The 21,925-nt window shown below is 40.8% G+C and carries 18 protein-coding genes; 11 read left to right on the forward strand and 7 right to left on the reverse strand.

All coding sequences use genetic code 11. The features are described from left to right. Positions 1–261: 261 nt before the first annotated feature. From RMY64_RS19535 to RMY64_RS19555, 5 genes are all read right to left on the reverse strand, one after another. Positions 262–1,428, reverse strand: coding sequence for an EcsC family protein (locus RMY64_RS19535; protein WP_322700889.1), 1,167 nt, complete (start codon positions 1,426–1,428; stop codon positions 262–264). Positions 1,429–1,580: 152 nt separating this feature from the next. After that, positions 1,581–1,928, reverse strand: a complete 348-nt coding sequence (locus tag RMY64_RS19540; RefSeq protein WP_322700890.1) for a type II toxin-antitoxin system PemK/MazF family toxin — start codon at positions 1,926–1,928, stop codon at positions 1,581–1,583. Beyond that, complete coding sequence (locus tag RMY64_RS19545; protein WP_322669845.1) at positions 1,925–2,161, reverse strand: hypothetical protein; 237 nt, start codon at positions 2,159–2,161, stop codon at positions 1,925–1,927. Before RMY64_RS19545 ends, RMY64_RS19540 begins: the two co-directional genes overlap by 4 nt. A 152-nt stretch (positions 2,162–2,313) precedes the next feature. Beyond that, positions 2,314–3,132 (reverse strand): alpha/beta hydrolase, encoded by an 819-nt coding sequence (locus RMY64_RS19550; RefSeq protein ID WP_322700891.1) that lies wholly within the window; start codon positions 3,130–3,132, stop codon positions 2,314–2,316. 160 nt (positions 3,133–3,292) lie between these two features. Further along, a complete protein-coding gene (locus RMY64_RS19555; protein ID WP_322669843.1) occupies positions 3,293–4,018 on the reverse strand; it encodes a 1-acyl-sn-glycerol-3-phosphate acyltransferase in 726 nt (241 codons plus the stop codon). Between the two features lie 379 nt (positions 4,019–4,397). Between RMY64_RS19555 and metG the strand changes: the two genes are divergently transcribed. The 5 genes from metG to menH all read left to right on the forward strand — a co-directional run bounded on the left by metG (position 4,398) and on the right by menH (position 9,681). Continuing rightward, complete coding sequence (metG, locus tag RMY64_RS19560) at positions 4,398–6,002, forward strand: methionine--tRNA ligase (RefSeq protein WP_322669842.1); 1,605 nt, start codon at positions 4,398–4,400, stop codon at positions 6,000–6,002. Positions 6,003–6,169: 167 nt separating this feature from the next. Next, positions 6,170–6,799 (forward strand): NYN domain-containing protein, encoded by a 630-nt coding sequence (locus tag RMY64_RS19565; RefSeq protein WP_069072029.1) that lies wholly within the window; start codon positions 6,170–6,172, stop codon positions 6,797–6,799. Positions 6,800–6,843: 44 nt separating this feature from the next. Beyond that, positions 6,844–8,010 (forward strand): LPS export ABC transporter periplasmic protein LptC, encoded by a 1,167-nt coding sequence (gene lptC, locus RMY64_RS19570; protein ID WP_322669841.1) that lies wholly within the window; start codon positions 6,844–6,846, stop codon positions 8,008–8,010. A 93-nt stretch (positions 8,011–8,103) separates the two neighbouring features. Next, positions 8,104–8,505 carry a metal-sensing transcriptional repressor gene (locus RMY64_RS19575; RefSeq protein WP_322669840.1) on the forward strand — a complete coding sequence of 134 codons (402 nt, stop codon included), beginning with the start codon at positions 8,104–8,106 and terminating at the stop codon, positions 8,503–8,505. Positions 8,506–8,862: 357 nt separating this feature from the next. Further along, on the forward strand, positions 8,863–9,681 hold the full coding sequence (gene menH, locus RMY64_RS19580; RefSeq protein ID WP_322669839.1) for a 2-succinyl-6-hydroxy-2,4-cyclohexadiene-1-carboxylate synthase: 819 nt from the start codon (positions 8,863–8,865) through the stop codon (positions 9,679–9,681). Positions 9,682–9,698: 17 nt separating this feature from the next. On the opposite strand, the gene RMY64_RS19585 is transcribed toward menH, so the two are convergent. Then, on the reverse strand, positions 9,699–10,346 hold the full coding sequence (locus tag RMY64_RS19585; protein ID WP_322669838.1) for a glycoside hydrolase family protein: 648 nt from the start codon (positions 10,344–10,346) through the stop codon (positions 9,699–9,701). Between the two features lie 1,013 nt (positions 10,347–11,359). Between RMY64_RS19585 and RMY64_RS19590 the strand changes: the two genes are divergently transcribed. The 6 genes from RMY64_RS19590 (at position 11,360) to RMY64_RS19615 (ending at position 19,977) form a co-directional block, all read left to right on the forward strand. After that, a complete protein-coding gene (locus tag RMY64_RS19590) occupies positions 11,360–12,202 on the forward strand; it encodes an HpsJ family protein (protein ID WP_322669837.1) in 843 nt (280 codons plus the stop codon). Positions 12,203–12,328: 126 nt separating this feature from the next. Beyond that, a complete protein-coding gene (locus RMY64_RS19595) occupies positions 12,329–13,237 on the forward strand; it encodes a glycosyltransferase family 2 protein (protein ID WP_322669836.1) in 909 nt (302 codons plus the stop codon). 874 nt (positions 13,238–14,111) lie between these two features. Further along, positions 14,112–14,852: a DUF502 domain-containing protein gene (locus RMY64_RS19600; protein WP_322669835.1), complete on the forward strand. Its 741-nt coding sequence runs from the start codon at positions 14,112–14,114 to the stop codon at positions 14,850–14,852. Positions 14,853–14,999: 147 nt separating this feature from the next. Continuing rightward, on the forward strand, positions 15,000–15,641 hold the full coding sequence (gene nusB, locus RMY64_RS19605; RefSeq protein WP_292787087.1) for a transcription antitermination factor NusB: 642 nt from the start codon (positions 15,000–15,002) through the stop codon (positions 15,639–15,641). A gap of 253 nt (positions 15,642–15,894) precedes the next feature. After that, on the forward strand, positions 15,895–17,556 hold the full coding sequence (ftsY, locus tag RMY64_RS19610; protein ID WP_322669834.1) for a signal recognition particle-docking protein FtsY: 1,662 nt from the start codon (positions 15,895–15,897) through the stop codon (positions 17,554–17,556). Between the two features lie 1,029 nt (positions 17,557–18,585). Further along, on the forward strand, positions 18,586–19,977 hold the full coding sequence (locus RMY64_RS19615; RefSeq protein WP_322669833.1) for a PP2C family protein-serine/threonine phosphatase: 1,392 nt from the start codon (positions 18,586–18,588) through the stop codon (positions 19,975–19,977). A 573-nt stretch (positions 19,978–20,550) separates the two neighbouring features. Here the strand turns inward: RMY64_RS19615 and RMY64_RS19620 are convergent. After that, the gene (locus RMY64_RS19620) at positions 20,551–21,834 is read right to left on the reverse strand and encodes an ankyrin repeat domain-containing protein (RefSeq protein ID WP_322669832.1); all 1,284 of its coding nucleotides are present in this window, start codon (positions 21,832–21,834) and stop codon (positions 20,551–20,553) included. Positions 21,835–21,925: the final 91 nt, after the last annotated feature.

Consider the following 21,925-nt stretch of genomic DNA (forward strand, 5'->3'; position numbering starts at 1 on the left):
CTTTGATCCTCGTGAATCCACCTCAGAACTCCGTTAACGAGTCTTTGATCCTCGTTAATGAAGCTATAATCTCCATTCTTTTACCTGACTTTTCGCGTTATATGGAAAAGTCCACCAAAAACCTAACCCCCAACCCGTGGCGGGAAGGGGGAAAATTCAAAGTCTCTCTCCTTTTAGGAGAGAGATTTAGAGAGAGGTTTTCCAGATGCCGTGAAAAGTCAGATTCTTTTACGTCCTGCTTGTTGTCCCATGCCCCATGCCCTATCCCCCGATTTTATTTGTATCAATATTAAATTTACGGGCGATCGCTGCGATTATTTCTTGTTCGTGTGGTGTAGTCTTATTATCAAGCTGGGCAATTTTTTTACACTGAGCCAGCAAGGGTATGGCAAAATCACGATTTAGCTGATTGAGCAGTATATCTAAAGATTTAGGTGATTTGATATTTTGAGCAATCGCATCCAACGAGGTAGGACTGAGTTTTACAGCTTGTAATTCTGGCAAAATTTCTTCTAAAGTCTTGTCTGGATGACTAGCAAGGATCATGTGAACTAAGATTTGATCCATGACTGCTTCTTGAGCGATCGCACTTTCTAGATACTTTTCACTTTCGGCTTTTAATGTTGCTAATGTCTGTGGTGATGCTAAGGAAGTTGATTCATCCAGCTTGGTTTCGTAAAATCGACAAGCAGCATAGCCCAATGAATAGATCATCGTTGCATTGGAACTAGCTCCAATAACTGCACCCGCCAAGGGCACATTTCGCAGCAAGCCTAATCCCGCAGCTTTCAACAAACGCCCTCCACCCAAAGCCAACCCAAAAATTGCTAAAATTTCACCTTTACGAGCAGGATCTTTTAAATCTAGCCCGTAGACAGATGCAATTTGATAAAGCATTTCTGACTGCAATTTTGTTGTGGCTGTTAAATCAATTGCCAACAATGCCACTGCTATTCCTGGCAAAATACTAGTGGTTAGTCCAACTGTGGCTGCTTTAGTTGATTTTTCCACCATGATTCGGTGAGCAAGCTGGCTAGGTGATTCATTTGGATACTGTTTTTTAAGCTTGTTTACCGCCGCTTCTGCTTGTTCTAAATTAACAAGGTTACTATCGTTAATCAGCCAATTGAGATTTAAGACTCCAGATAGTTTTCTAATCAGCCAATTTTCGCTCAGACGATTTACAACCTGACCGCTGGTTTGAGTTGTTTGCTCAATAAACTTGTGTGTTTCTTTTGCTGTCGCTTCTCCTACCTCGATTGCTGTGTCTAAAACTGCTTGGCCAGTCTCAGCAACAGTTTTAATCAAAGACTCTACTATAGACGGTTCATTTTCTACTGATAATTGAGTCTGGATTTTTACTTCTGAAGTTTCTCTGGATGAATTAACTAATTTATTCACCTCTATTTCTTGGAGTTTGTCTGCCATAGTTTGACACCATCTTGTAAAGCCTCTCTTTTTTGGTTGTAGCGAAGTTTGAGGGGCTTTGACATCTCTCGATAAGTACAATTTGTCAGAGCAAATAAGAATGATTCTAAGCTTTAACTATAGACATAAGATGGATGACAGAGGTTCTGATTTTACCACTGATAACCTAATGTCAACAATACTTTGCCTTCTAAAATAGTGAGTATTTCTGGAGTCAGAATGCCCAGTTTTATTTGCAATCTTGTTTTATCAATTACCCGCAATTGGTGGCAAAGAGCAACTGAATCCCGTTCTAATCCACCTTCACAACTTTGAATTAATAAACAGGTTGGCAAAGATGCACGACGCAAATTTGTTGTTAGAGGAATGGTGATGATGGTGGTGGAAAATTCGGCGACAATATTATCTTGAAAAAGAATAACTGGTCTTGTGCCTCCTTGTTCAGAACCCTTAGTAGGATCTAAATTGGCTAGCCATACTTCACCTCGTTGAACCCTCATTTTAAATCTTCTTGTGTAAGTAGTTCTGCATATTCATCTAATCCTGCCTCCGCTAGTTGACGATCTTCCTGGGCAAATTCACTGTAAAGAGCGGCCATTTGATTTTTATCTATTTGCCAGCTAATATTTCTGCTGCGAAATTTGAGGAAGGCAATAAAATCACTAACTTGTTTGAGTTGTTCTTCATTCAATTTGTCTAATTCCTGGCTGAGGAACTCTTTGAGAGCAATCATTTAAGAGTCTCCAAAAATATGTGTTTAAGCTTTTTAAGGATGCAAATCTTATTTGAAGGTGACGAGATATTAAATTTACTTTACTTTTCCTTCTTATCAAAGAAAGCAAAATTGAGGTTGTGAACTCTCTGAATTTATGTGTAGCACACTTTTTACTTATTAACTCTACCTGTATCAGCTTTACTTTCTAAAAAGTCGTTATCCTGAAGAATTTCATAGAGATTAGTATCTTGCTCTAGCAAGCAAGCGTGTCCACAATGGGGCAACACTACAATCTTTTTATTTGGTAAGATGTTCCCTATTCGGTTGACTTCGCTTACAGAAGGCAAAAGGCGATCGCTAGCACCAGCAATCAACAAAACTGGTTGAGTTAGACGCCTTAACTTTTCCTCATCAACATGAAAGTCTCGCAGTAAAGATAACCGCCAAAGAACGGTTTCTGACGGGACAGAACGCATCGTTTTTAGCAGATCGTGGCGATCGCTCCGAGAAATGCGTGACAAAGATGCTAAAAATGGCAACAAGCCTAATGCACCGACATCATACAATCCTGATGGCACTAGGTAAGTTAATTGGGATGCCCAACTTAACCAAGGGCGAAGCTGAAAGGACGAAGCTGGGTTAATCAGGATAATTCGCCTAAATAAATGGGGTGCTTGGATTGCCACTTTCATTGCCAAGCAACCACCAAAGGACTCACCGCACAGGTAAACTGGTCTTTGAGAGCTTTTTTCTAATTCAGCATCGATCAAGTCCAATACACTTTTAGTTAGGACATCCCAAGTGTTAAGGTCTTTCCGGGGGAGCGCCAAACAACGGACATCAAAGCCAGCTTCTAATCCAGCGGTTTGCGATCGCAATAGTTGACCAGTTCCATCCATTCCTGGCAAATATACCAAAAGTGGATACTCTGGCTGTACTCGTTTAGGAGTTAGAAAACAAGGATTTAGCTCAACTTCTGTGATAGTCATTGGTCATTAGTCATTAGTCATTGGTCAATGGTATAAAACTTTTGGACTGTCGATCGTTGCTTTCAAATAAAGTTCGGTGCTTCTTACCTAAAACAAACGTCCCTTTAGAGCAAGACATTGAAAGTCATAAGAACAATCCAAAATCCAAAATTGAATGGCTCTAATAGCAACCTTGACGCAGTAAATTGCTAATTTCGCCGTGACAGTGTTCTGTCAGTTCAGCCACAACAGTTCTGGCGTGTTTGCCATGATATTTTTTATGATGTTGGGGCGTAATCCAATAAGGACGACCGATTAACACCGCAACTCGACGATAAATTACCAAGGGATGCCAACCACTTTGCTTAAATAAAGGTTCTGAAGGGTCGAATACACTTAAAAGTCTTAATGGGAAGCCATTAGTGTTTACTTCTTCTAAGGAAGCGATCGCGATCGGCAAAATAGCTAAATCTTGCACATTCGCTCGTAATGCCAAATGGGCAAATCCGCGCTGAAACTCACCCACCTGGTTGGGCTGAGTAAATTTCACCATTGGTGCAGTCCCTTCTGGAAATACTCCCACCATCTGCTTGGACTGCAATAGCAATTGTGACTGCGAAAAAAAGCTTTGCTGGCGGTTTTGAGTTTCTTCCAAGGGAAAACACCCCAATTGACCGGTGACAATCTCCCGCATGACTGGAACTTGTCCCATGTAGTGATGGCAAGCAAAGCGAATCGGACTCGATAACGCCGCCATTAAAATCAGTGCATCCATAAAGCTGCGGTGATTGCTGACTACCAAGACGCTCGCATCCTGGGGAATGCGGTCTTCGTAATAGCGGAACATTTGCGTTGAGAATGCCGCCACCAAAGCGCGAGAAATCTCTAGGGGGCTATTTCCACTCATACCTAATCAATATATCTTCCAGTAAATATGGCAATTTGTCTTAATTTAATTTTTACATTTCTTTACTATCGCCATGACCGTCTTAAGATAGAAATATCTAATCTACAAGAGTAATTAGATTTTCTGCATTCTCAATTATGTATTCTTGAACACAAGAATATCTAATATAAACTATTCAAAAAAATTATGATTAGTTAGTTTCCATTTTTTAGGTAAAAATGAGTTTAATTGATGCGTATTAAAAAACGATTCTGGACTTGATAAACTTGCTAGTATGAAGATGTTATTGGAAAAAATGGTAATAATATTGTATAATTACCTGGTTTTGCCGATAAAAGGTAAGATGTAAAACGTTTTAATAAGTTAATTTTTATTTTGTATGAATCTAGTGAAAAAAAAAGAATTTACATTTGCGCTGACCACACCCCTATATTATGTAAACGATGTCCCTCATATAGGCAGTGCTTACACGACGATCGCAGCCGATGTAGTGGCGCGATTTCAGAGATTACTGGGACATCAAGTATTACTAATTACAGGTACAGATGAACATGGGCAAAAAATTCAGCGATCGGCAGAAAGTTTAGGGAAAGCGCCACAAGAATTTTGTGATGAAATTGTCCCTAGTTTCGTGAGTTTATGGCAATTATTAGATATTCAATACGATCGCTTTAGTCGGACTACTGCGCCTCATCATCAAGCGATCGTTAAAGAATTCTTTGAGCGAGTCTGGGAATCTGGTGACATTTACCAGGGACAACAACAAGGCTGGTACTGCGTATCCTGCGAAGAATTCAAAGAAGAACGGGATCTGCTAGAAGGACACCGTTGCCCAATTCATACTAACAAAGAAGTGGAGTGGCGAGACGAACAAAACTATTTTTTCCGCTTATCAAAATATCAAACTAAGCTGACAGAATTTTATCAATCTAAACCGGATTTTATTCAACCAGAAAGTCGGCGCAACGAAGTCCTCAGCTTTGTCAATCAAGGACTGCAAGACTTTTCCATTTCACGAGTGAATTTAGATTGGGGTTTTCCCGTACCAGTCGATCCCAAGCACACTCTCTATGTCTGGTTTGATGCGTTGCTAGGTTATGTCACAGCATTGCTAGAACCAGATACAGAACCGACTTTAGCAAATGCTTTAGAAACATGGTGGCCAATCAACTTGCATTTAATTGGTAAAGATATTCTGCGCTTTCATGCAGTTTACTGGCCAGCAATGCTGTTATCGGCTGGCTTACCCTTGCCAGAGAGAGTCTTTGGACATGGCTTTTTGACCAAAGATGGTCTCAAGATGGGCAAAAGTCTGGGTAATACCCTTGATCCTGTGGCATTAGTTAAGAGCTATGGTAGTGATGCCGTTCGTTATTACTTCCTTAAGGAAATCGAATTTGGCAAAGATGGAGATTTTAATGAAGTTAGGTTCATTAATGTTCTGAATGCAGATTTGGCAAATGATTTAGGTAATTTGCTCAATCGCACCATGAGCATGGTGAAAAAGTACTGTGCTGAGAATAATGTCCCATCAATCGGCAATGAAGGGATTCCTGACGAAAATCCTTTGAAAGCCATTGGTTTACGTCTAGGGGAACAGGTAAAACAAGCATACCAAGAGCTAGCTTTCAGTCAAGCCTGCGTGGTCATACTTTCACTGGCGCAAGCCAGTAATAAGTTTATTGATGAACAGGCTCCTTGGTCATTATATAAACAGGGACAGCAGGAATCGGTCGAAAAGGTTCTCTACGCAGTTCTAGAATCGGTTAGACTGGCAGCTTATCTGCTATCCCCAATTATTCCGAACATCAGTAGCGATATTTATCAGCAACTGGGCTTTGGAATAAACTTTAACGATCAAATACAAAGTTCAGTTAATGCTCCTTTTGCCACCCATGCTACATGGGGACTACTATCGAGCAAACAACAGTTGGGTAAACACCAACCTGTTTTTCAGCGAATAGAATCCCCGAAAAACGATTAGTCCTTATCAAACTCTGATTTTGTTCAATTTTTTTATTTTCTCACAAAATTTATCGTGGCTCAATTTAAATTAGCTGCGGAACATTATCATAAGCCGCTGTGACTAGCATCTAAAAGTTGGTAATTTGTATCAAAAATAACAGGGATAAAAATTGAGGTATCACAACAATGTTGAATAATTTGGAAAACGATTCAATATTTACGCCAGAACAAGTTTTGGAAAATCGGGGTAGGGTCGCCATATTTATTGATGGCTCAAATTTATTTTACGCGGCATTGCAACTAGGGATTGAAATCGATTACACGAAGCTATTATGTCGATTAACAGGAGGTTCTAGATTACTGCGTTCTTTTTTCTACACTGGTGTAGATCGGACAAACGAGAAGCAACAGGGGTTTCTGCTGTGGATGCGTCGCAATGGCTATCGAGTCATTGCTAAGGATTTAGTCCAGCTACCAGATGGCTCTAAAAAAGCTAACTTGGATGTAGAAATAGCAGTAGACATGATGGCACTTGTAGATTCTTATGATACCGCAGTTTTAGTTAGCGGTGATGGGGATTTGGCTTATGCAGTAAATTCAGTCAGCTATCGTGGCGTGCGGGTAGAAGTTGTCAGCTTGCGTTCGATGACCAGTGACAGCTTAATTAATGTAAGCGATCGCTACATTGATTTAGAAGCGATCAAAGAAGATATTCAAAAAACTCCTCGCCAAAGCTATCCATACCGGCCTTTATCTGGGATCGGTTTTTTGGAAGACCCCAGAAGTAGTGATGGACACCTAGAAATCCAAGAATAATGGCGTATCAATTTCATAAAAGAGGGAGATGGGGAAAGAGAAAAATGCAAGATTTCTCCTCCACTCCCTCCTTTCTTGTTTTACCTTTGACCTTTTTATTGGTATTTGCTTTAGTCGCCTGTGGGGGTAAATCACCTCCAGCTTCCCAACAAAATACTGCTGATTCATCTAACAAAGATAGCAATTTGACTTTCTTTGATGTCACCCTAGAACAAGCAGATGAAGTGGGAAGACCAATTTGGAAAGTCAGGGCTAAAACCGCAAAATACACCAAAGAAAAACAAATTGGTCAGGCTGAAAGTCCTTATGGTGAACTATATCAAGATGGCAAAATTGTTTACCAAATTAAGGCAGATGTAGCAGACATTGAACAAGATGGGAAGCAGTTGTTTCTAAAAGGTAAAATATTTGCCACAGATCCTAGTAATGGGATTGTGTTGCAAGGTAATGAATTAGAATGGCGTCCCAAAGAAGATTTGTTGATTGTTCGTAACAAGATTAACGGCAGCCATAAAAAACTACAAGCAGTAGCGCAGGAAGTACGAGTTAAAACCCGCGAACAACGGATGGAATTTTCTGGAGGAGTAGTAGCAAATTCTATCGATCCCCAGATGCAAGTGAGAACTGAACATTTAATCTGGAATATTAAAGAAGAAAAACTGATTGGCGATCGCCCTCTAGAAATTGACCGCTACAAAGATAATAAAATTAGCGATCGCGGTAAGGGTAATTCTGCCGAAGTCAACTTAAAAACAAAAATTGCCACTATCCAAAAGAATGCTCAACTAGACTTACTAGACCCACCAATGCAAATAGCTAGTAACTCTATGACCTGGAACATGAACGCAGAAACTGTAACTACAAACTCACCTACGCGAATGTTCCAGCGTGCTGAAAATGTCACAGTGACAGCCAATCAAGGTGAAATGAAAATACCGCAAAAAACCGTTTACTTAAAAGGTAACGTCAACGCCGTTGGTCAGCGTCGCCAGTCTCTAAGATCCAATACATTAACTTGGTATTTAGATAATAAGTTAGTTGAAGCTCAGGGAAATGTTGTTTACCGACAAATTGACCCACCATTAAATTTTGTGGGTGAAACAGCAGTTGGTAATCTGCAAACAGAAAATATTGTTGTCAAAGGTGGCAGTTCTAGCGGTAGGGTAGTAACGGAGATTATTCCCCAAGAAAGAGCCAATCGTCAGCAGTAAAGTTAGGGTGAATAGGATCTGCTTTCACTCGTAAGTTTTGGGTTGGTCAAGTACTAGACTAGGATCTTAGTAATACAAGCCTTTTGATAGCCCATGAATGGATCAAATCGATTAGGTAAAAAATCCTTGCCAACACCCCAGCAAGCAGAACATCCCCACTATCACGATACAGACCACGAGCATACAGATGGTACTCATGGGACTGGAGAGTTGGCTCATCCCCACATCCATAGCGAAGAGTCTTTACGGCGAATTGTCAATCGATTATCGCGTATAGAAGGACATGTTCGTGGTATTAAGGCAATGGTCGAGCAAAATAGCCCTTGTCCTGATGTTCTACTGCAAATTGCCGCAGTGCGGGGCGCATTAGATAAGGTAGCGCGAATTGTTTTGGATGAACATTTAACTGAGTGTATTGCTAGAGCCGCACAAGAGGGTAATATTGACGTTGAAATTAAACAGTTAAAAGCTGCTTTAGATCGATTTTTACCTTAAGAATGAGAAAAATAATCTAAATGCGTTCGCCAAATTAATAATTAATATAGTGCATCGTGACATTCACCCTGGCAACATCATATTGATAACTTGTAGATAACCTATTTTTATAGACTTGCCTTGTTTACTCCTAGAAAAAAAAAGTGAACGAGGTAAAAACTTTTTCCATAAGATAATATAGCGGTTATCGAATGGAAAATGCAGTTTGACTTCACTTCCATTCTTCTCTCCTAAAAGGAGAGAGGCTTTGAATCTTACTCCCCTTCCCTTATAAGGAAAGAACTGGCGGTTAGGTCTGTATTCCACTCAACTGATAACCGCTATATGCTGTAGGATTACGAAGTTTTTAGCTAAACTATGAGCGTAAAAAACTATCAGCTTAATTATTCTTTAACTAGCACTCTAGATAAACCACTAATTCTTTTTTTGCATGGCTTCATGGGTAATATTAATGAATTTGATGAAGCTATAAAATTACTATTTAACGAATTTTCCTATTTAACAATTGATCTCCCCGGACATGGAAAAACTCAAGTTTTGGGTGGGGACGAATACTATACAATGGCAAACACTGCTCATGCTTTAATCAACTTACTGGATGAGTTAGAAATTGCCAAATGCTTTTTAGTTGGTTATTCAATGGGTGGAAGATTGGCTTTATACCTAGCCTTGAATTTTCCAGAACGTTTTTATAAAGTTGTGCTAGAGTCAGCTTCCCCAGGTTTATCAACAGCAACAGAACGATTAGAACGGATTAAACTTGATACACAAATAGGTAGAAAATTAACAAGAACCTTTGAAAAAACTGATTTTATTGCTTTTCTATCAAATTGGTACAATCAGCCGATTTTTGGCGATATAAAAAATCATCCAGAATACGATCGCATGATTGAAAGTCGGTTGCAGAACAATTCACAGGAATTAGATAAATCATTGCGCTTTATGGGTACTGGATGTCAGCCTTCTTTATGGGAAAAACTACAATGCAGTACAATTCCCATGCTTTTACTAGTCGGTGAATACGATCAAAAATTTATATCTATTAATACAGAAATGGCTAAAATATGCGAATTTGTACAGCTAAAAATAATTAGCAATGCTGCACACAATATCCACTTTGAAAATCCTTTGGCATTTGTGGAAAATATCAAAAGTTTTTTATCCGCAGCAAGTTAAAAATTAGGATAACTTCACTACTTCTTTAGTGCCTTGCTAGAAGGAGTTGGAGATGGTGGCAAATTTGGGGCTGTTGGTTGTTTAGCTGCGGTTAATTCCTCTTGCAACATTTTCTGATAAACTTTAGGCAAAGAGCTACTAACAGAATTAGTTTCTATACCATATCCCAGACTTGTCCAAGTGGGAGAGAGTCGCCGCAAAACATCATTTAATTTTCCCTGACGCAACAGTTGCGAAATATTAGTTCCCCAAACTTTAGAATCATTTAACCAACGGTAAACTACTACATCTTGATATTCTGCTTCAAAACTATAAGTAGTCCAAAACATCATTCGCATCGGCTTTGGGTGATAAAGAGGAGCTAAACGATACCAAGTAATGTTGATAATTTGATATCTGCCAGCAGCGGTAGAACAATTTCCTGTATTAGGGCCTGTGACAATTGTGACGCATATCTCAGGATGTCGGCTAAGGTCGTTGACTTGCTGTCCCCCATACAACAGCGAATAGGGGCGGTTTCCACTAGCCTCACTTGCCGAGATAGTTCGCATTAAAGCGCGGATATAAGGGTCGCCCTCTTTCATCACCAAAGGCGGCTGTTTATTTTCAAAGATGGGATCGGGAGGCGATCGCAAGTCTCCAATATACCATTGCAACAAATACACAAAGCCGAGAAGCGCGGCTATTGGGCCAATAAGTTTTTCAACACCTTTGAATTCAAAGCCTTTCAGAGTCTGACTCCTTCAAATTCACTCTTTTTGCTAACAAAAATCACCGACGAACTAATTCGAGTAAAGTTCACACCTGATTGTTAGTTATTATTTCCGATTTGCTCATTTTTTGAGAAATTAGCAAAAAAGAGTATAAATACAGGAGTTTGTAAGTAACTGAGGTACAAAATGCCGGACTGACGCATCAAATATAAAGAGTTTCTACCTCCTGCCTTAAAATCCGTAGCTTTGTACTTCATCTAAAAGAAAACTACTGTAAGTATAACAACCGAGAGACTCGCAAAAATCTCGAATAAGTATAAAGTCAATTGATTATAGTAGCATCTGCTCTCAGTAATAATTGCTTCTTTGCTCAAATCGGGCGATAGGTCGATACAATCTCATTGCGAAGGTTTTGATTTAATTTGACACCAATGCCCAACTGCGATCCCCAATAAAAAGTCTGTATTACGACCGATTGAGAACTGCGAACCGTGAGATTGAGTATTTAATGATACTAATTTTAAAAAGAATGCGACAGATACATAGGGACATACCTTTGTTCTGTCTGGCTTTCTTAGAGCTAATTTGTGAAATCAAGTAAAGTACTTGTCTAATAAGGGTTTCAATAATTTAAATCAATCCAGATTTATTCGCTGAAATTCAGACCTAGTAATGAGTTGAGTACCCTTAAAATTTTCTTTACGAATCAGCTCTTAATTTTGAATTGGTATGAGTCTGTTCCTGTAGCCCCACATCATTTTTGTATTTTAAGATACCAAGAATTTCCTGAAGACACTGGAGATAACAAATGTTACTGTGGGCTAGTTGAAAACCAAGAGGCAGATTAGCCTTTATCAATATTGAATCTGCTTTGTGTTTTTACACAATAGTCATAGTCATGGGCACAATATTCAAGTAGCTTGAAATATGAAAATCACTCATATTCACCACCAGTTTGAAAAACTATGGTTAACCGTTTTACTTCCGTGAGTACTGCTCTCACACTTAAGGTAGTTGGAATAATCTGCATTTTGTCGTTTTTCGTTGACTTTTTGATTCTGTTGTTACCCTTTCAACCCACCGATCGGGTATGGCAAATCAATTTGGGAACAGCGCTTGTCGATCGCGGAATTGTCCCTCTAGTCGGTTTGGGGCTTTTGTTTGCTGCCTATTGGATTGAGAATGCCGATCCAGCAAGCGATCGCCCCCAGGGTATCGACTTAAGATTTCCCGCCGCGATTATCTCCAGTATTTTAGGGTTGATGTTCTTGCTGATTTTTCCCCTGCACTTAAATAACGTCAATCAAGCCAAGACTCAAACACTCAACCGAATCACCCAGGAAGCAGATCAGGCAGAAACTCAACTAAACACTCGATTATCGCAATTGCAAGCACAACTGAATACCGATCAAGGAAAAGCGCAACTAGACCAACTGCGAAACCAAACCAAAGCTCAATTTAGTGAAATCCTCAAAGATGACCAAAAATATAAGCAAGCAATTGAAAGCCCTCAAATTCCCGCAAATATCAAAGAGTTACTGAAGAAGGCTAAAACAAATCCCCAAGTACTTGACAAAGCTATCGAACAACAAACAGATGTTCAAACACTGCAAACTCAACAATTGAGCCAAGTTCGCCAGCGCCGAGACGAAGCACTGCAACAGGCTAAAGATACTGCTTGGAAGTCTGGGCTGCGGATTGGTATTAGCAGTTTGCTATTGTCCATTGGTTACATTATCATCGGCTGGACAAGCTTAAGAGGTAGGGGTGCTGTACAAGGTGGTAAACCTAGAACTGCCGCACGCTAATCCACTATTGGCATGGCAGTAGGGAGTATCCAAAAATTATTGACGGCTGATACTGCCATGCGCCTAATAGCTAATAACAATAAAAAGACAACGATCGCTGAGTAAAATCGCTATAAAACTTGAGTAATGTTCTCAATTTACATACTGACATATAACGAAGAACTAGATATTGCTGCTTGTATCGAATCGGCGATGTTATCAGATGACATCATTGTTATGGATTCATGCAGTAGCGATCGCACTGTGGAAATCGCCAGTCGCTATCCCATCCGCGTTGTCCAACACGCTTTTGAAAGCCACGGACGCCAACGTACCTGGATGTTAGAGTCTATCCCCCCGAAGCATCAATGGGTTTACATTCTCGAAGCTGACGAGCGCATGACACCAGAATTGTTTGCAGAATGTGAAAAGGCAAGTCATAATCCAGACTATATCGGTTACTACGTGGCTGAACGCGTCATGTTCATGAATCGTTGGATTCGCTACAGCACACAGTATCCGCGTTACCAAATGCGACTCTTCCGCCACGGGAAAGTCTGGTTTACAGACTACGGTCATACCGAGCGAGAAGTTTGTGAGGGTGCAACTAGCTTTTTAAAAGAAACATACCCACACTACACTTGTAGCAAAGGTTTGAGCCGCTGGATTGACAAGCACAACCGTTATTCTACGGATGAAGCTCAAGAAACATTGTATCAGCTAGAACAGGGTAAAGTTAACTGGCAAGATTTATTCTTTGGTAAATCGGAAGTCGAAAGACGGCGTGCTCTGAAAGATTTGTCTTTGCGTTTGCCTGCTAGACCGTTGCTCCGGTTTGTATATATGTATTTTATCTTAGGCGGATGCTTAGATGGACGCGCCGGAGTCGCTTGGTGTACATTGCAGGCATTCTATGAATACCTGATTTTGCTCAAAGTCTGGGAAATGAAATATCTACCAAAACCTAATTTAGATACAACAGCGATTTTGGTAAAAGAGAGTACACAACAGGTGCAGTGTGCGGATTCTGAAACTACACAGGTTGATGCGGCGTGAACAGGGCTGAAAATCCTTTTGATTTCCAGTAAAATCAGCGATCGCAAAATCATATGGTGCACAGATGTGCTACACAGATCCTTGACTTCGTAAAAGTTGTCAGGGATCTTGTTTTTTATGAATCAAGACTAGATAAAAGGCAATACAGTTCAGTTGGACTTTGGAACCAGAGTTTTACCCTTAGAGGGTGTTTGAAAAGTCCTCTTGTTGGTATCAAAAGTTTTAGATCCCTCTAAATCCCCCTTCAAAAGGGGGACTTTGATTCCGGTTCCCCCCTTTTTAAGGGGGGTTAGGGGGGATCTAAAAGTGCCTAAAGTCACAGCGAACCACTTTTCAAACAACCTCTTAACTGAACCGTATTGAGATAAAAGGGACTTCCAAATAAAAAACATCCCAAATTTTCTAGTGGGATGGGTGTCCTCATCTGTATTCAGGGCAAGCAGAATACTTACCCCACAAGATGGATAATTTATTTCTTAGAAATCCTTAACAAATTAATATTTTTAATAGAACATTTTCATAAAAGCCGCTCCTGTTCAAAAGTGAGTGACTGAACAGATAAACTAATAAATTATTTTATCCAGTAGTACTTGCACAATCATCAGCAGCTTTTGATTAAGCGCGGTACATTAATAATATCTAAGAACTTGCAACAATCATTTACAAGTCTTATAAAGAAAAGTAATATCCTCTAAGAATAAACAGTTGCGATCGGATTGGTGAATGTCTATGTGTATGCTTATAGGAAAATAGCTAATTTCCAGCAGCAGGTACGTGTTTTTGCGACAGCAAGCAACTTGCTAGCGTTTTAGACAGTTGCTTGCGGCAAAAACTGCCAAAGTTAAAGCCTTCGGAATTTGACGAATCTGCTGGTATGGATACGAATAACAAAAGTTCCTCTAGCTTAAAACAGGAGAATCGGGGCTTGGTAATCGATCGCCTAAAACAGGACTTAAAAAACGACCTGATTGCTGGTTTATTGGTAGTAATTCCCCTAGCAACCACTATCTGGCTGACAATTACCATTGCGACTTGGGTAATCAACTTCCTCACCCAAATTCCTAAACAATTGAATCCCTTTGATGGGTTAAACCCAGTTTTAGTAAATATACTTAATTTATTAGTAGGATTGGCTGTACCCCTACTAAGTATATTGTTGATGGGATTGATGGCTCGGAATATAGCTGGGCGCTGGTTGTTAGATTTTGGTGAGCGATTATTACAGGCAATTCCTTTAGCAGGACAGGTATACAAAACTCTCAAACAGCTTTTAGAAACGATACTAAAAGATTCTAATGGCAAGTTTCGCCGAGTAATTTTGGTAGAGTATCCCCGCCGAGGAATTTGGGCGATCGCTTTTGTGACTGGTGTAATCAGCAGTGATATCCAAGCCCAGATATCTCGCCCAATGCTAAGTGTTTTTATCCCCACCACCCCAAATCCGACTACCGGATGGTACGCAGTTGTTCCTGAAGACGAGGTGGTGAACCTCTCAATGTCGATTGAAGACGCCTTTAAAATAGTTGTTTCTGGTGGCATTGTCGCCCCTAATACGCCTTTTGTTTTCCCTCAAGAATCCACACTGGAAGTGAAACACGACGAAATCAAGCAGTAGGTTATTCCCGTTGAAGAAACTTAAAATCAATCTGGCATAGTCACAAGCAAATGCGTAATGTTGTTGTTTGAGTGTGCCAAAATTGATATAATTATAAGTTTGTTTTGCCTAGTTAATTCAGTTCTTGCACAATCACCCCTCAGTTTTATGCAACCTCGTAAACCCCAGCAAATTGCTCGTGAATTGGCGCTTTTAAGCCTTAGCCAATTGCCAGTCAACCCAAAGAAATTAGATAAATTAGAAGACGATCAACTAGTATCCAAGTTGGTGCTAGGAGCAGTACGTACTCTGACCTCAGAAGTACAAGATACCCTCGATAATGCCGCAGGTGAACTGCAACGCAGTAACGATCGCCTCTTAAGCAGCCAAACTCGGGCCTCCGACCTCAATACTGCCAGAACAATGCTTCAAGAAGCGATCGCCTGCACCCAGACAGCAATTAATCAGTTGGGTACAGCAGTTGATTTCCCAGTATTGATTCAATTAGCTAATCAGGACAAGGGAGTTCGGAATTACGCTAAAGAGCTTGTAATCACCGTCAACGAAAATCGACACATTATAGATGAACTCATTTCTGCAGCCTTAGTAGATTGGCAAGTAACTCGTCTCGCCCAAATTGACCGCGATATCTTGCAAATCGCCGTGGCAGAAATGAAGTTCTTAGGAGTTCCAGACAGTATCGCCATCAACGAAGCTGTGGAGCTAGCCAAACGCTACAGTGGAGACGATGGTCATCGGTTTATTAATGGTGTTTTGCGCCGAGTCACTGAGCAGAAAAAAACTGCGTAGTACTGCCGCGGAATTCATAATTTCTTTACTGCCGTGGAAAAAAATCTGTAGCCCCTTCTGCGGCTTCCTCCAAGCGGAACCTCTTCCAAGGGAGATGCTGCGCAAACAGAGGAAACCTTTTATTGTAACGATTTTCTTTAAACTGGCGTTGAAAGGTGAGGATAACCCGGAAGTTTTCACCCCAAGAAAAAGTACAAAGTTAAATTAAACTCATAATTTATAACTTATAACTCATATAACTAATACTGCTGCAATGGTTTTTAATTGGTTCCGTCGTCAACATAACGATTCCTCTAACACTCCCTCCGATCAGAAACAGGAAGAAACTCCTCCTGCAAAAGAACCCCAACCAAAGCCAGCCGAAACCTCCACACCAACTGCTGAAACTACACCAGACACAACGGCAGATTTATTGGCATTTGCGAAAGCTGCCTACAAAAATATTCAGCAAAAACAGCAAGTCGAGGTAGTAGAAACCCTACCCGATCCAGCAGATACCTTAGCACCATCAATAGAACCTGAAACCGCAGAAACGGCAACTGCGGAAATAACCGAACCAGAAGCTACTAATACAACCGTAGAAACAGCACAGCCAGAAGTTATCCAAGCTGCTAGTGAGGAAGAAATTACAGAAGATTCTTCAGTGGCAGCAATTGCTGAACAGCCTGATGTTTCCACCACAGAACTCACGGCAAGCGAAGTTGAACCAACACCTAGCGAACCACTAGCTACGCCAGAAGCAACACAGCCAACAGCACCAGCTAACTTATCCTTTTTAGAACGGGCGGCGGCAGAACGGCAAGCCAAGCTAGAACAACTAATAGCCACCGCCATTGAAGTTCCAGAACCGGAGGTAGTACAGCCAGTAGCTACAACCTCAGAAACACAAGAGGAAATTCCCGGATTGGTTTTTGATGATGGGTTTGTCTGGTCAGCGAAAGTTCTAGCAGCTCAAGGTAGGAGTGCAGAAGACGTTTCTATTGAAGAAATTACCTGGCTGAAAAAGCTCCGGCAAGGGTTAGACAAAACTCGTCGTAGTATTCTCAATCAACTGAAGGCGATCGTTGGTCAAGGGCCGCTAAACTCTGCTGCTGTGACGGAAATTGAAGCATTGCTTTTGCAAGCTGATGTGGGTGTAGAAGCGACAGACTTTATTATCAATGCCTTACAGACAAAACTGCGAGAAGAAGTTACCGCACCTGAAGAAGCGATCGCTTTCCTAAAAAAAATCCTCCGGGATATGCTGGATGCACCGAGCAAAACATCCCAGAAAACTACCTTTACGCCAGAAAAAGAAACCTTGAATATTTGGTTAATCACTGGGGTAAATGGTGCCGGTAAAACCACTACCATCGGTAAAATTGCCCACTTGGGACAAAAATCTGGCTATAAATGCTTGATTGGCGCAGCAGACACCTTCCGCGCCGCCGCAGTGGAACAAGTAAAGGTTTGGGGTAGTAGAAGTGGCGTGGATGTAATTGCCAATCCGGGAAAAAATACAGATCCGGCAGCAGTTGTATTTGATGCGATCGCAGCCGCCCAAGCGCGTCAAACCGAATTACTTCTGGTAGATACAGCTGGGCGACTGCAAAACAAGAAAAATTTAATGGACGAACTCGGTAAAATCCGGCGAATTATCGACAAAAAAGCCCCAGATGCCAAAGTAGAATCTCTTTTGGTTCTAGATGCCACTTTAGGTCAAAATGGACTACGGCAAGCTGAAGTTTTTTCCCAAGCTGCCCAACTCAGTGGTGTTGTCTTAACCAAGCTAGATGGTACTGCCAAAGGCGGCGTTGCCCTTGCCGTTGTACAGCAGCTAGGTTTACCCATTCGCTTTATTGGTGCTGGCGAAGGAATTGAAGACCTACGCCCCTTTTCGAGCTATGAGTTTGTCGAAGCTCTTTTGAGTGGTTAATTGAAAAATTTCGAGTTAAAAATTTTTCTTACCAAACTTAGGACTTACGCAATATTGTATTATTCTTCTCTGGGAGACACTGCGCGTTGGCGTCAGCCTCTGACAGAGAAGGAGGTTCGATCAATTAAGCTTTTTAGCTATTTTTGCGTAAGTCTTAAAACTGATAAATTTAGGGATGACTGGTGTTGGCTATGGCGACTTACTCGTGCAACGTCTATCGAGGGGTTGGAATTATGATGGTTAAATGAAAAGACTCTTTCTGACTTTTGACTTAAAGTTCTTAGAAGATATTTCTTCTATTTTTAGTGTCATCTCTTCTATTCATATCTTACACTTACCAAATGACTCACCCCTAGAATAAATTACAGGCTAATGGTTTAACTCTGTTACCTTTGACTAAGAAGATAGAGTTACTTCACTTTTATCCAGTTTTGATGGATTTAAATTTTGCGTATTCAGCAACTCAAAATTTACAAAACGAGAAATTAAAAATGGAAAAGCTCAATCTTGGCGATTATCCGAGCATTTATGGTGTACAAATTAAGTATTTGAAAACTTATTAACATATACTCAGGTTTGGGAACGAGTGTAGTTCTGTTTTTGAGCAAATCAAGCTCGATTTGAGCGCTTATAGAGGTTTTTACTCAAAAGACTTCTAGTCTTCTAGCTAGTTGCTTCTGCCCAAAAAGTCCCTCTGAGAGCGTTATAAATTATTCTTTGAATAAAGTATTTTTATGACTTTAGAGATATGCTTTGGTAATTAAGTTATGGAAAAATGAAAAATTTTCTGATATATCAGCGAAACTAGTAATTTTTACGGGTAAAATTTGGACTAAAAATACATGATTTGAAATAACTAATATTCCATCAAAAATACAATAAGCAAATAAAATACTTATAAAATTTGCCTGTTACGTCTTTATACTCTTGCTAAAATGGCAAGTCTTGTCTAAATATGGTTTAGCAATGCCAAAGCCAAAAGATTTATAAATCATCTAAAATCTGCCAATATAAAGTGCAATAATACCCGTGCCTGTGTCTCAACTGCCCTCTCAACCCACTGATAATAGTAGTAGTGCCGCGACGGATGTCACACCAGTCGTGGCACTCAAAGAACTCGTGGCAAGGTTGCACCGGGAACAGAACAAAATTCAAGATTTGCTAAGTTCTTTAGGATTTGCCCTGAGAAGTTTCAATAATTTGAATCAGTTTTTAGAACTGATTCCGCTGATGGCAACAAGAGTGACAGATGCAGACGGTAGCGCCCTGTTTCTCTACAAACCTAATGGTCAAGTCAGGTTAGAACAGTTACATTGGCAAGATAGTGGCCAGCGCAAGAATATCCGCAAAGCGCTAGAAATAGCCAGTAGTCAAATCACGCTTTTACCCAATACTGCACCTCTAGCGAATGCCACGGGGATTTTGGATGACCAGATGCATCGCTATTTGGGGCCAGATGTGCAAATCTTTGGTACGGCGATTCTGGTAAAGCATACAGAACGGGGATGGCTCTATGTCTTGAGCCGCGATCCAGAATATAGTTGGACAGAAACCAGGCAAAAGTTAGTTAGGTTAGTGGCAGACCAAACAGCAGTAGCGATCGAAAACGATGAACTAGCTGTAGAACTAAGAAAAAAAGAACGCTTAGACCAAGAATTAGAAATTGGCGCAGAAATTCAACGGCGACTTCTACCACGTCAATGCCCTACAATTCCTGGTGCAGTCCTAGCTGCACGCTGTAAACCTGCCAATCGCGTCGGCGGAGACTACTACGACTTTATTGCTACCAATCATAATAAGATTCAGCCCAAGATCAAAGGTGGCAGCGAAACTAGTCGCTGGGGTTTAGTTATTGGAGATGTCATGGGCAAAGGTGTCCCCGCTGGACTGATTATGACGATGATGCGGGGAATGCTACGGGGAGAAGTCTTACATGGTAATTCCCCAGCCGGAATTCTACAAAACTTAAATAGAGTTATGTATGCGGATTTGGAAAATTCCCACCGCTTTGTAACACTATTTTACTCAGAATATAACCCCTACAGCCGAATTCTGTCTTATAGCAATGCGGCACACAATCCTCCTTTATGGTGGCACGCAGCTACAAAAACTGTCACCCGTTTAGATACTTTGGGAATGTTAATCGGTTTGGATGCTAACAGCCAATATGAAGATGCCCAGGCACAGCTAGAGCCTGGAGATACAATTATTTACTATACAGATGGCTTAACTGATGCCGCTGCTGCTGGTGGCGATCGCTTCGATGAAGACAATTTTGTTACTAGCTTCAATACTGCTTGTAAATACTGCAATGGGCCAGAGGAGATTGTAGATTACCTATTTGACCAAGTTCAGCAATTCATCGGTGCTGATAAACAAAACACTGATGATATGACACTAGTTGTTCTGCAAATCTTATAATCATTGGCTATTTATACTCGATCGAGTCCATTAGTCAATGCTTGAGTTTATGGTGACAGAGGATTCACCACAGTGATTACACTAAATTTAATTTTTTATTTATTTTTCTTTGAATTTTCGTGGCGACCGCCCAAATGGTTGCACATCAACCTTTTTTGGGAACTTGTTTGTATTTAGCCTTTAGGATAATACATAAAAAATGATCGTTAGAATACTTTTCTGTTCAATTAAAAACTATATATTTTGCACATCTAGCACAGTAGGAAACGCCAAGGGGGAGAGCAGGTAAAAGGTAAAATGTACAAGGTAAAAAGTAAAAGGTAAATTTACTTCTTCATTTTTGCTTTCTTTCTATCCTTGTGACGCAAGCATTTAGTCTGCTCCCTTTTGGCGTTTTAATTTTTCTTTCTCCGCCGTAGCAAGTTCACAACAGCTACGACGGAGTTTTGCTTTCTTTGTTTCTTCGTCCTAAATTTGGTTTTTTAAACTTCCTTGCTATTTCAGCGAATAAGCTTCATTTAATAATTTGTCAAGATATTTCTAGAAAATATTTTCGATGAAGAATTTAGATTGCTATTCTTGCGCCCCAGCTTTTTGCAGACTCCGCACCACATTTTTATAACCATTAAATTCTGCAATCATCAAAGCAGTATAACCGCCACGGTTTTTCAAATTCACATCTGCCCCAGCTTGGAGTAATAACTGCACAATTTCGCCATAACCTCCTGAAGCCGCCCACATCAATGATGTGGCCCTCGCTGAGTCTTGAAAATTCACATCTGCCCCCTTTGCCAGCAGCAAATGTACGATCTCTTTGTGTTGGCGTTCGGTTGCCTTGATCAAAGCAGTTTTGCCATCATCCCCTGAAATATTGACATCAGCACCATAGTCTAACAACACTTGCACCGTTTGGGTGTGTCCTTGTGATGCAGCCAACGTCAAAGGTACTTCACCAAGACTTTTCCCATTTATATCTCCGCCAGAACGTACCAGTGCCTCGACAATTTGGCTATGTCCCTGCAATGCTGCTACAAGCAGTGGTGTATCGCCCAGGTGGTTGCTAATTTGGACATCTGCACCCCTGTCAAGTAATATTTGCACCACATCAATGTAGCCTTCCACAACGGCAAGGTGTAAGGCAGTTTCACCATCTCGATCTTGAAGATTAATCTGGGCACCTCCATCTAGTAAAGCTGCTGCGATCGCACTGTGTCCAGCCGCTGCTGCTGCCGATAGGGCTGTTCCACCATCAGCGTTTTTCACATTCACATCAGCCCCTGCTGCTAGCAGTGCTTCCACAATCTTTATATGTCCCAAATCTGCCGCTAGCATTAAAAGTGTCTCACCCTCCTCATCTGGGATATTGACATCGATACCAGTTTGGAGAATTGCTTGTAAAACTTCTATTTTTCCCTGCTTAACGGCAAGTTTCAACGCCGTATCATTATCTTTATCAACAATATTAACTTCGGCACCAGCAGCCAATAAAACTTGCACTACATCGATATAACCTTTGAGGACTGCTGCCATTAATGCTGTACTGCCATCTTCATTAGTGGCATTGACATCTGCACCTTTAGATAGTAAAAGTTGCAAAATGTCAAGCTGTTTGGCACTAGCCGCCAACATCAAAGCTGTTAAACCATAGAGTTTTCTGGGCAAGTTGATATTTGCCCCAGCATCGAGCAGCGATCGCACAATTTCGGTGTAGCCTAAATTGGCAGCAAACATTAACGCCGTGGTACCTTGGCGATCGCACGCGTCCACCCTTGCACCAGCAGCCAGTAGCGCACACAGCCCCTTAATATCACCACTTTTAGCAGCTTTGAGCAGCAAAGTATCGTTGTTTTCAGTCATGGATGAGATCCCACACAAGGGGTTTTGTTCGTCTACCCTCAAAATTTAGTCTGAGATTGTTTATCCACTTTGGCAAGAGGGTGAAGGAAAA

It is taken from the genome of Nostoc sp. DedQUE08, from assembly GCF_034530895.1.
Lineage (GTDB): Bacteria > Cyanobacteriota > Cyanobacteriia > Cyanobacteriales > Nostocaceae > Nostoc.